Source organism: Roseibium sp. QJM3NY_11 (genome assembly GCF_056173175.1).
The window spans coordinates 3,739,380-3,750,971 of sequence record NZ_CM149660.1 but is presented as its reverse complement, the minus strand read 5'-3'; the positions used below and the strand labels follow the sequence as shown (position 1 = coordinate 3,750,971).

Below are 11,592 nucleotides of genomic sequence, written 5' to 3'. Positions count from 1 at the left end.
TCTTACCCAAATTTTTTTGCCGGAAACGGAGACCCCCGTCCGGTGGAGAAGGTGCTGAAACAGCTTGGCTGATGGCGCAGACGATCACGGATCATGCGCCGCCTGTCAAATGGACCTTTGACTCTTTGTGGTCAAGCCGCCCGCTCCACATACGGGTTATCCACTGAGATTCAAGACAAATCGACATTTCACATCAGCGCGGAGATTTTATTGCCCCGATGCCGCTCGATGCGCCCGGCAAGTTCCAGTTCGAGCAGCAGGATGTGGACGGAACGGGCATCTCCGTCCGCGAAACGGATCAATTCGTCAAGATCGACCGGGGTCGGTCCGAGTGCTGCAAGGACCCGGTCCCTGAGCCGGGTGTCCGGGTCTGCCGGCACCGGCGGGAGAGGGGACGCGGTCTCTCTCATTTCCCGGGGGGCGAGTGGCAACGTTGGTTCGAGGCGGCCTGCAAGGCTCTCAAGGACGTTGCCGGTCGATGTCACCAGCGTCGCGCCCTGACGGATCAGCCCGTTCGCGCCTTCAGAACGGGGATCGAGCGGTGAGCCGGGAACCGCGAAGATCTCCCGGTTCTGTTCCAGGGCATAGCGTGCCGTGTGCAGGGAGCCGGACGCCTTGGCGGCCTCGATGATGATCACGCCCAGAGACAGGCCCGAAATCAGCCGGTTGCGGCGGGGGAAATCCCGCCCGCGTGGTTTCCAGCCGAACGGCATTTCACTGATGACCGCGCCGCCTGCTTCCAGAAGGGCACCCAGAAGCCGGTCGTGTTCGGGAGGGTAGAGCACGTCTATGCCGCCTGCGAAGACCGCGACCGTGCCTGTGGCGATGGAGGCCTCATGTGCCGCGGCGTCGATGCCGCGGGCGAGACCCGACGCGATGGCAAAGCCCTCCGCGCCGAGGCCACGCGCGACCAGGCTCGCGAGTTTCCGGCCGGAAAGGGACGCGTTCCTTGCGCCGACGACCGCAAGCATCCGCTCCCGGCCGGTCACGTCGCCGCCCTTCACGGACAGCAGCGGCGGCGGCCCGTCGATGTGCTTCAGGTGAGGTGGATAGTCGGGTTCGCCAAGGGCGACCAGGCGGGCGCCAACACGGGCATGCGCCTCCAGTTCGGCTTCCGCATCCTCGCGCGGACAGAGCCGGTAGCTCTTGCCGCCGCCCCGTCTGGACAACTCGGGAAGCAGCGCCAGCGCCCTGTCCGCCGTCCCCGCATGGGCGATAAGCTCCGCGAAAGTGACGGGGCCGACATTTTCAGAGCGTATTAGTCGCAGCCATGCAAGCCGTTCCGCCTCTTGGAGGCGGTGTGTTTTACGGGTCGCCGGGCCGCTCACGTGTCTCCGTCGTCGGACGCGGCCGCAGCGTCCGGAACGGGTTTGGACTTCGAACCGATCTTGCTTTCCTGGCCACGCAAGAGACGGCCGATATTCTCGTGGTGTTTGGCCCACAACAGGAGCGAGATCAGTACGAACATCTCCGCCATCTGGATCCGGTCAAAGACCAGATAGAGCAGAACCGGTGTCAGAAGACTCGCGATCAGGGCGGAAAGGGAAGAATAGCGAAAGGTGACGGCAACGGCGAGCCAGATGCCGGCAGTGAGCAAGAACATCGGCCAGTACGCACCGAGCAGAACACCGAGAAACGTGGCAAATCCCTTGCCACCCCTGAATTTCAGCCAGACCGGGAAGAGATGGCCGAGAAAAGCCCCCAGACCCGCGATCAGAGCCATTTCCTGACCGTAGAAATGGCGGACGATCAGGACTGCCAGGGTTCCCTTGAGCGCGTCGCCGACGAGGGTGGCCGCTGCCAGCGATTTTCGGCCCGTGCGCAGAACGTTGGTTGTGCCGATGTTTCCGGAGCCGATCTGGCGGATGTCACCCAGTCCGGCCAGGCGGGTGACAATCAGCCCGAACGGAATCGATCCGAGCAGATAGCCGAAGGCGAGGGCGGCGAGATAGTAGGGCCAGGCGAATTCCCAGCTGATCGGATCGGGCACGCGAAATTTCCCCGCGGTGAGTGCATTTTCAAATGACGTTCCATAGCCCGGACCCGGCACCCACGCCATGGCCTTGACCGAAACACCTGTCTTGTTCGTGGCACTGTAGCGGCATGGATCGCCGGATCAAGTCCGGCCACGACGAAATTGCCGGGCAGGATCAACGCGTCAGCCGTCAGGCATAGGTGTAGACCGTCCTGCCGGCGACCACGGTGCGCAGCACCCTGCCGGAGAACCGGGCGTCCTCGAAGGGGGAATTCTTCGAACGCGACCGGATCGCGCTCTTTTCCAGGACCCAGGGCCTGTCCGGGTCGAACACGGTGACATCCGCCGGAGCGCCCTTGGTAAGACGGCCTGTCTCCAGCCCCAACCGGTCGGCGGGCCGGCAGGTCATCGCGGCAAGCAGCGTGATCAGCTCGACCTGATCGGAATGGTGCAGCCTGAGCGCGGCTGCGAGCAGCGTTTCGAGGCCGATGGCGCCATCCTCGGCTTCCGCCCAGGGATGGCGCTTGGTCTCCACGTCCTGGGGATCGTGGTTGGAGCAGATGATGTCGATCGTGCCGTCCGCGACGGCGGCGATCATCGCCTGGCGGTCGTCCTCGTCCCGCAGCGGCGGCGACATCTTGAAGAAGGTGCGGTAGGCACCGATGTCGTTTTCATTGTGGGTGAGGTGGTTGATCGATACCCCGGCAGTGATATCCAGGCCGCGCGCCTTGCCGGCGCGGATGACGTTGGCGCTGTCGGACGTTGAGATCAGGTTCGCGTGGTATTTCCCCCTGGACATGCCGACCAGGCGCAGGTCCCGTTCCAGCATGATGATCTCCGCTTCGCGCGGCACACCGGACAGGCCCTTCCAGCTTGCATTCAGGCCGGCGTTCATGACGCCGCCGGCCAGATCCGGATCCTCGGTATGATGGATCACCAGTGCGTCGAAGTCCCTGGCATAGGTCATGATGCGCCGCATCACCTGGGCATTCTTGACGGATTTGTGCCCGTTGGTGAAGGCGACCGCGCCGGCTTCCTGCAAAAGCCCGATCTCCGCCATCTCGGTGCCTTCCAGCCCCTTGGTCAGGGCCGCCAGAGGCAGAACGTTGACGCTGGCCGTGTCGCGGGCCCGCCGGAAGATGAAATCGACCAGGGCCGGGTCGTCGATCACGGGATCGCTGTCGGGCATGGTGCAGATCGTGGTGACCCCGCCCGCGGCGGCGGCTCCCGAGGCGCTTGCCAGGGTTTCACGGTGTTCCGCGCCGGGTTCCCCGACCGACACGCAGAAGTCGATGAGACCCGGGCAGGCGATGGCGCCCTTGCAGTCGACGACCTCGGCGCCATAGGGCGTGCCCTGGTTGGCGGCTTCCGGGCCGGCGGCCAGAATGGTGCCGTCGGCGACGATCACCGAGCCGGCGGCGTCCAGGCCACGCGCCGGGTCGATCACCCTGGCGTTGGACAGGACCAGAGGTTTGGGTGCGTCGGGAGCCACGGATGCAATCCTCTAGTTGTTCGGCAGGTTGGCCGCGAGCGCTTCCAGAACGGCCATGCGCACGGCCACGCCCATTTCCACCTGTTCGCGGATCAGGCTTTGCGGGCCGTCCGCGACCGAAGGGTCGATCTCGACACCGCGGTTCATCGGGCCGGGATGCATGACAAGCGCGTCGTCCCTGGCGAAGGCGAGCTTGTCCGCGTCGAGGCCGTAATAGCGGTAATACTCGCGTACCGAGGGAATGAAGGCCCCGTTCATGCGTTCGCGCTGCAGGCGCAGCATCATGACGATGTCGGCGCCTTTCAGGCCTTCGCGCATGTCCTGGAAGACCTCGACCCCCATTTTGCCGATGCCGGACGGCAGCAGCGTTGAAGGCGCGATCACGCGCACACGGGCACCGAGCGCATTCAGGAGAATGATGTTCGAGCGGGCAACACGGGAATGGGCGATGTCGCCGCAGATCGCAACCGTCAGGCGCGCGATCTTGCCCTTGTGGCGGCGGATGGTCAGGGCATCGAGCAGAGCCTGGGTCGGATGCTCGTGCGGGCCGTCGCCGGCATTGACCACCGAGCAGCTGACCTTGCGCGCCAGGAGTTGCACCGCGCCGGCCGCATGGTGGCGCACGACCAGAAGATCCGGGTTCATCGCGTTCAGCGTGGCGGCGGTGTCGATCAGGGTCTCGCCCTTCTTGACCGACGACTGGGACACGGCCATGTTCATCACATCCGCTCCGAGCCGCTTGCCGGCCAGCTCGAACGAGCTTTGGGTGCGGGTGGAAGCTTCGAAGAACAGATTGATCTGCGTGCGCCCCTCAAGGACGTGCTTGCGCTTGTGGACCTGACGGGAAACCTCGACGGCTTCCTCGGCCCGGTCCAGAAGGCCCAGAATTTCGTGGGGGTGAAGTCCCTCTATGCCCAGCAAATGACGATGGGGGAAAGGGGTCTCTCGATGGGAATGTGTCGCGGTCATCGAGACCATCCCTTTATGGGGAATCGGTGTTTCTGACAAGCACCGAATTCAGGTCATGCCCGCTGTCCACATACTGGCGAGCTATTTGAACGGCTGGACAAAAACGGGAAGTCCGCCCAAAAATCCGCGCCGGTTCCGCCGGTGGAAGCGGTTTGTGGATGCGGTTTCAGGTGAACAGAAGCAGCGCCAGGGGGATCGAAACCATCGCAACCAGGGTCTGCAATGTGATGATTTCCGCCATCAGCTTGGCATCGCCGCCCATCTGGCGCGCGAGCAGATAGGAATTGCTTGCGCAGGGAACGGCACTTGCGATGATGACAATCGCCAGCGCCGGGCCGGTGACGCCGAGCAGGCTTGCAAAGGCGAACGCCAGAAGCGGCATGAAGACGGGCCGCAGGAAGGTGCCCATGGTCAGGGCCGGACCCGGGCGGCGCAGCGAGCGCAGGTCCAGCCCCGCACCGACGCAGATGATGCCGATGGGCAGGGCCGCGCGCGCGAAAATGGCCAGCGTGTCGTCGATCACGCCCGGCAGCGCGAGGCCGCTGACATTTGAAATCACGCCGGCGCCGATCGAGATGATGAAGGGGTTGGTGCCGAGGTCCTTCAGGATCCTGGCGCCGTTCGGCGCGGTGCCGCTGGCATAATGCGACAGCACCAGGATGCTCAACACGTTGAGCACCGGGATCATGAACACCATCGCGACGGCCAGCATGGCAAGGCCGATGTCGCCGGCGACATTGTCCGCGATCGCGAGCGCGACCATGGCGTTCCAGCGCAAGGTTCCCTGAAAGATGGAGGTGAACCGGCCCGGATCGATCCCCCACACCCGTTCGATGGCGGGGCGGGCGAGCATCAACAAAATAGCCATGGCGAAGATCGAGGCCAGCAGGCTCGCGCCCATGTTCAGGGTCGGAAAACTGGCGAAATCCGCCTGAGAAATGGTCCGGAACAGCACCGCGGGGAACAGGACGAAATAGGCCAGCCGCTCGACCCCGCGCCATTGCTCGCCGGTGATCAGCCCGGTGCGGGCAATCAGATAGCCGGAGGCGATCACGAGGATCACGGGCATCAGGGCGGTCAGCGTGGTCAGCATGCGGGCGGTCTCGCGATTGACGGAAAACCCGATGTCTCCTGCCAGGGCGGGGACGTTGGGCGAACGCCGGGGCAGGCGGAGGAACGCATTATTCCCGTTCCAACCCCATGAATCTCAGTCGGTCCAGGAACCCCTGCAGAATGTAGGCGGCGGCCATCTTGTCGACGACGTTGGCGCGCTTTGCCCGGCTGGTGTCGGCCTCCAGCAGCGTGCGGGTGACGGCGGCCGTCGACAGGCGTTCATCCCAGTAGGTGATCGGCAGGGACGTCTTTTGAGAGAGGTTGCGGGCGAAGGCGCGGGTGGCCTGCGCCCTGGGCCCTTCGCTGCCGTCCATGTTGAACGGCAGGCCGAGAACGATGCCGCCGATGACATGCTTGTCGCAGATCTCAATCAGTTTTTCCGCATCCAGCGTGAACTTCTTCCGCCGGATCGTCTCCATGGGCGAGGCAATGCCGCGGCCGAGGTCCGACAGGGCCAGGCCGATGGTCTTGGTGCCGAGATCGAGCCCGATCAGCCTGCCATTGTCCGGGATGGCGGCAAGGAAGTCGTCAAGTGAAAGTGAGGGGTCGTTGGCCATGCCAAGGCTCTAGCAGGACGGGCGCGTTTGATCCAGCGGGAATGAAACCGCAAGGTCGGGCGCCAAACATTAAACCGCTACGAATTCGGGTTTCAGATAGGCGTGGCCGGCGTCGGTTTTCTGGAGTTCCAGCCAGGCCATCAGGTCCGCAAGCGGCAGACTGCCGGTGAAATACCGGCCTTGCAGGCCGTTTGCGCCAAGGTATGTCGCGAATTCGGCCTGATCTTCCGTCTCGATGCCCTCCGCGATGGTCTTGCATCCCAGTTTTTTCGCCATGTCGATGGTCGACGCAAGAATTGTCCGGACGCGCGGGTCCGCACTGGCGCCCGAGATCAGGGAATGGTCGAGTTTCAGGTAACCGGCCGGCAGGCCGGCAAGGCGGGTGATGTTCGAATAGCCGGTGCCGAAATCGTCGATCGACACCCTGTAGCCCAGTTCGTGAAGACGCGTGAAGGTCGTCAGCGCGCGCTGCTCCGATGCGAACAGGGCGTCCTCGGTCACCTCGATTTCCAACCGGTCGCTTTCGAACCCCACGCTGGACCGGATCGACTCGAGGGCGTCGATGAAATCGGGTGAAATGAAATGGTTCGAACCGATGTTGACCGACATCCAGAGGTCGTGGCCTTGCGCCGCGAGCAGCGCGTGGTCGCGCATGGCCTGTCCGGTGACCCATTCGCCCAGTCGGTTCAACGCTTGCGATCCCCTGAGCAGGGGCACCCAGTAGCCGGGCAAAAGACGCCCGAACTCCGGATGGTCCCAGCGCACGAGGGCCTCGACACTGACCACCTTGCGTCGGGTCGTGCAGATCTTCGGCTGGTATTCCAGACACAACTGGTCGTTTTCTATCGCCGTGACCAGATCGCGCCGGATTTCCGCCGCCGACTGCCTGTCGATCGCCGGTGAATAGACATGTGTGCGGTTCTTTCCCGCGCGCTTGGCGTGATACATGGCGACGTTTGCACGTTTCGTCAGTTCTTCAAGCTGCAGGCCGTGCTCGGGAAACAGCGCGCAGCCGATGCTGGCACTCGGAGGAACACTGAGGTCGGCGTTCGGCGCTGCAAGCGCCGCCAGAACGGACTTCAGAAAGTCCCGGATCTGGCGATCGGACACCAGGCCCTGGATCAGCATGATGAATTCGTCGCCCCCGATGCGGGCCACCAGGGGCGGCGCGAACGGTCTGCCCGGACCACCGTGATTCACCTGCACGCCGTCAGCCACCTGCAAAAGTGTCGCGGCACAGGCCTTGAGATGAAGATCGCCGGCATGATGACCATGCAGGTCGTTGACTTCCTTGAAGTTGTCCAGGTCGATCAAGACGAGGATGCCGCCACGCTCTGGGTCGCTGGCTTCTGCCAGGATCGGATCGGCGACGGTTTGCAGATGATCGCGGTTCGGCAAGCCGGTCACGTGATCGCTGTAGGCAAGCCTTTCTATCTGTTCGCCAGCCCTGGTCATGCGGGAGACCATCGTGTTGTAGCTGTCGCAGAAGTCGGCGATCTCGGTGAACCGGAACAGGCTGCCGCGTGTGGAGACCGGGGCCAGCTTCTGGTTCCGGGTGCTGGTATGCGCCGCCAGCGCCAGGTCTTCGAGCGGCCGTGACAGGGACCGTGCCAGGAACCAGCCGATCACAATGGTCGCCAGTGCGGCACCCGCGACAATGAGCAACAGGGAGGACTGGTTCCAGGCGACCTTTTCATAGATCTCCGAAACTGGCTGCGGCACCATCACGCCCCAGCCGGGGCCCGCCACCGACGTGAACCCGGCGACCATCATCTTGTTCACCGCAGGCGAGTAAAATTCCCCGATCCCGGTTTCGCCGTTCATCATGCGCGCGACCGTCGGGATTTCCGAGATATCCTTCCGGCTGTCGACCCATTCCTGTCTGGGGTGGGCGATGACGCAGCCCGACTTGTCGACGATGGTAGCGTGGCCTTTTTCGCCGAAGGTGATGTTCTTGCCGAGGTTGATGAAATAGCGCGGGGAGATCCGGCCGATGGCATAATGGTGCTCCAGTTCCCGGACCAGAAAAATGGAATTCTGATTGTCGCTCGAGAGCATGATGTTGGAGAATACTGGGCGATCCTGCCGGGCGATCTGTTCGAGCCGGGCAAACAGGTCCGCCGGAACCTGGCTGATGATCTGTGACCCGGGTGTCCGGATGCCGCTTTCGACCCTGCCGTCCGACTTGTCGGTGATGAAGACGCAGCACATATCGAGCCGGGCGAGCAGGCCGGAAAACTCCTCCGGACTCTTGCCCAGAACCAGGCTCGAGCTCACGGCCTCGAAAGTGGTGATCAGATTGCGCTGGTAACGGTCCAGAGCAAGGCTTGTCTTGCGGGCGAGCAGGAGGTGCCGGTCCTCGACCTCGGCGAATTCCCGCGACACCGCGTCGCGATAGGACCAGAGGCTGAAAATGAGCGTCGGCAAAAGAGTCGCAACGAGTAAAAAGAAGACAAGATAGCTACGGATCTTCATTCCGATATCCTCTCCCCAGCCGACTCGGATACAGAAACTGTCATTTTGTAATTTCGGTCAGTCTGTCTTTCAGCTCAAAGACAGACCTTAACGCGGTCCCGGCAATTTCCGGAACCTGTTTTGCGCAACCGTATCAAACAATGCAGCCTCATGAGAACTCAGTAAAATTTGCATTGCAGTTTATGGCAGGAAATCGGTTCGGGTTCCATCAACCGGGAAGATGTTCGGGGTCTTGCATCCGTTCTTGTGATGTTTTGCCTTTTCCAGGGCCCTTTTTTCTTCTCTTATGAGACACGGACCGTGTCTGAACAAAGGTAACATGAACACATGAAACTCACATGGTATGGCCATTCCGCCTTCAAGATCGAAATCGAAGGTGCCTCCATTCTCATGGATCCGTTTCTGTCCGGCAATCCGTCCTTTCCGGACCATCTGAGTGTCGATCAGGTTGCGGAGGGGGTGACCCACGTCATTCTGACCCATGGTCACGACGACCATGTCGGCGATGCCGTCGACATTTTGAAGAAGACCGGTGCGCAACTCACCGCCAATTTCGAGATCTGCATGTGGGCGACCCGTCAGGGCGTTGACAACATCAGTCCGATGAACACGGGCGGCATGGTCAATGCCGGCCCCTTCAAGGTGGCGCTGACGGCAGCTGTTCACTCCTCCTCCAAGCAGGGCGAGGGCGAAGCGATCTACCTGGGAAACCCGCATGGCGTGATCGTCGAGGTGCCGGGCCAGAAAGTGCTGTATCACATGGGTGACACGGATATTTTCACCGACATGGGGCTCATCAACGAGATTTACCGGCCACAGATCGGCATCGTCCCGATCGGAGACCGCTTCACCATGGGCGGCAAGGTCGCGGCGATGGCGTGCCGGCGGTTCTTCAATTTCGACACGATCGTGCCCTGTCATTTCGGTACATTTCCGATAATTGATCAGACGGCCGATACATTTGTCGGGGCAATGGGGCCGGATGCGGATAAGATTCGGGAAATTGCACCGGGCACCGGCCTCGACGTTTGAGTCGCCCCGGAAATCGGAACAAACGACGGATGAAATGACAATGTCCCTGTTCAGACTGACTGCTGGTTTTTGCCTTGCCACCTTTCTGGCCGCCATCCTGGTCTCCGGACCGGTCCTCGCGGCCGACAAGTCCATAACGCCCGACGGCAAGCCCGCGCCCTCGCAGCCGGCCGCAAAGCCTGGTTCCAAGGCTGCGCTCGAGGCGGCGGCCGCGTCATCGACACCTTATGAAACGGTGGTTGAAATCTTTGCGGGCGACGAGACGGTGGCCGGCGAAAAAGTCGCCTTTCCGCAGCAGAACCCTTCCGTCCGGGCTGTCGAGATCACCATGGCACCGGGCGAGGTCACGGCCTGGCATCAGCACCACGCCCCGCTCTTCGCCTATATCCTTGAGGGCGAGATCACGGTGACCTACGAAGAAATCGGCAAGAAGGTCTATCGTGAGGGGGAGGGCATCCTGGAAGCCATGGATGTGACCCATCGCGGCGAAAACACCGGCGCCGTGCCGGCGAAGATTCTGGCGGTGTTCCTGCTGGGCGACGAGGGCAAGCCGACCGTACTGGAGCCGGCACCCGGGGACGACAAGGCCAAGGTCGAATAGGTGCTTTCCAGCCTCATCGCCCGCATGCCTGATCGATGCGGGCCGTGGTGATGTCGGCAGTTCGATGCAATGACTGGAACAACTTGCCCGCATTCAGTGTCACGCGGGCAAGATGCTCGGGTCCAGTTGGACCCCGCCAACAATCCTAGAGCCTGTTCAGCAATGCGGGAGTGGGCCATGCGTCTGCGGGCATGCCGAGCTTCTGCTGGACATCCTGAACGGCGGCGCGGGTGCCCGAACCCAGAATGCCGTCGATCTTGCCGACATCGTAGCCCTGGTTGCTGAGTTTGGTCTGAAGCTGCTTCATCTGCGCGTCGTTCAGGCCCGGTTCCGGGTTGCCCTGGCTATAGACCGGTGCTCCTGCCAGCCGTGTCGCGAAATAGGCGGCCGTGGTCGTGTAGATGAACGACTGGTTCCATTCCAGATAGATGTTGTAATTCGGATAGGCGAGGAAGGCCGGACCCTTGCGCCCCTGCGGCAGCAGCAGGGAAGCAGGGAGATTGCCGGAAATCTGCCCCCAGCGCGGTTGTACGCCAAGCGATGCCCACTGGGACCCGGTCCGGGTCTTGTTGAGACCCGTTGCCGCCCAGTCGAGGCTTTGCGGCACCACCACTTCCTGGAGCCAGGGCTCGCCGCGGCGCCAGCCGAGATGCTGGATGAAGGCCCCGGCAGTCATGATCGCATCGGCGGCGCTTTCCTTCAGCTTGACATGGCCGTCGCCGTCGCCGTCCTTGCCGAACTTGATGATGTCCTCGGGCAGCATCTGCACCATGCCGATTTCACCGGCCCAGGCGCCGGTCGTGCGCTGCGGGTCGAGATCGCCGTGCTGGACCATTTCGATGGCCGCGATCAGTTGTGGCCGGAACAGATGCGGCCGGCGGCAATCATGGGCCAGCGTTGCCAGCGCATTGACCGTGTTGAAATCGCCCTGAACGGCGCCGAAGTCGGTCTCCAGGGCCCAGAACGCGGTGATGACCGGAGCGGGGACGCCGTATTGCGCCTCTTCGCGCTGAAACACACCGGCGTATTTCTTCATGTTGGCGGCGCCGTTTTTCATCCGGTAGCCGGAAATGACGCGCTTGGAGAAATCCAGGAAGGTCATCTTGAAGACACCCTGGGCCCGGTCGCTCGACAGAACCTTGCGGTCGATCCGGGCGCCGGCCAGCGTCCGGTCGGCTGCCTGCGCAGAAAGCCCTTTGGAGACAGCTTCCTGTTTGACACCCTCCAGGAACTGCCCGAAATCGCCACCGCATTGCTGGGCCAGGGCGGGTACCGGAGACATCAGCAGGCCGGTCAGGACGGCAATTGCGGTAGTCGGGAAAATGCGGGCACGGCTCATCATGAAAAAGTCCTGTCGTTCTGAATGCGAGAGGCAGGC

General features: G+C 62.5%; 10 protein-coding genes. 2 read left to right on the top strand and 8 right to left on the bottom strand.

The window, feature by feature from the left end:
• Window positions 1–188 precede the first annotated feature (188 nt).
• From dprA to AC0VX3_RS17205, 7 genes are all read right to left on the bottom strand, one after another.
• Window positions 189–1,328 (bottom strand): DNA-processing protein DprA, encoded by a 1,140-nt coding sequence (gene dprA, locus AC0VX3_RS17235; RefSeq protein ID WP_475521546.1) that lies wholly within the window; start codon window positions 1,326–1,328, stop codon window positions 189–191.
• The gene (gene plsY, locus AC0VX3_RS17230; protein ID WP_475521545.1) at window positions 1,325–1,990 is read right to left on the bottom strand and encodes a glycerol-3-phosphate 1-O-acyltransferase PlsY; all 666 of its coding nucleotides are present in this window, start codon (window positions 1,988–1,990) and stop codon (window positions 1,325–1,327) included. Before plsY ends, dprA begins: the two co-directional genes overlap by 4 nt.
• A 175-nt stretch (window positions 1,991–2,165) precedes the next feature.
• Complete coding sequence (locus tag AC0VX3_RS17225; protein WP_475521544.1) at window positions 2,166–3,467, bottom strand: dihydroorotase; 1,302 nt, start codon at window positions 3,465–3,467, stop codon at window positions 2,166–2,168.
• Window positions 3,468–3,479: 12 nt separating this feature from the next.
• On the bottom strand, window positions 3,480–4,436 hold the full coding sequence (locus tag AC0VX3_RS17220; protein WP_475521543.1) for an aspartate carbamoyltransferase catalytic subunit: 957 nt from the start codon (window positions 4,434–4,436) through the stop codon (window positions 3,480–3,482).
• Window positions 4,437–4,602: 166 nt separating this feature from the next.
• Window positions 4,603–5,529, bottom strand: coding sequence for an AEC family transporter (locus AC0VX3_RS17215; RefSeq protein ID WP_475521542.1), 927 nt, complete (start codon window positions 5,527–5,529; stop codon window positions 4,603–4,605).
• An 88-nt stretch (window positions 5,530–5,617) separates the two neighbouring features.
• Complete coding sequence (gene ruvX / locus AC0VX3_RS17210; RefSeq protein ID WP_475521541.1) at window positions 5,618–6,106, bottom strand: Holliday junction resolvase RuvX; 489 nt, start codon at window positions 6,104–6,106, stop codon at window positions 5,618–5,620.
• Between the two features lie 69 nt (window positions 6,107–6,175).
• The gene (locus tag AC0VX3_RS17205) at window positions 6,176–8,581 is read right to left on the bottom strand and encodes an EAL domain-containing protein (protein WP_475521540.1); all 2,406 of its coding nucleotides are present in this window, start codon (window positions 8,579–8,581) and stop codon (window positions 6,176–6,178) included.
• Between the two features lie 327 nt (window positions 8,582–8,908).
• Here AC0VX3_RS17205 and AC0VX3_RS17200 point away from each other — a divergent pair, with 327 nt between their 5' ends.
• A complete protein-coding gene (locus AC0VX3_RS17200) occupies window positions 8,909–9,613 on the top strand; it encodes a metal-dependent hydrolase (RefSeq protein ID WP_342894285.1) in 705 nt (234 codons plus the stop codon).
• 40 nt (window positions 9,614–9,653) lie between these two features.
• A complete protein-coding gene (locus AC0VX3_RS17195) occupies window positions 9,654–10,214 on the top strand; it encodes a cupin domain-containing protein (protein WP_475521539.1) in 561 nt (186 codons plus the stop codon).
• Between the two features lie 145 nt (window positions 10,215–10,359).
• Here the strand turns inward: AC0VX3_RS17195 and AC0VX3_RS17190 are convergent, their stop codons facing one another.
• A complete protein-coding gene (locus tag AC0VX3_RS17190; protein WP_475521538.1) occupies window positions 10,360–11,556 on the bottom strand; it encodes a lytic murein transglycosylase in 1,197 nt (398 codons plus the stop codon).
• Window positions 11,557–11,592: the final 36 nt, after the last annotated feature.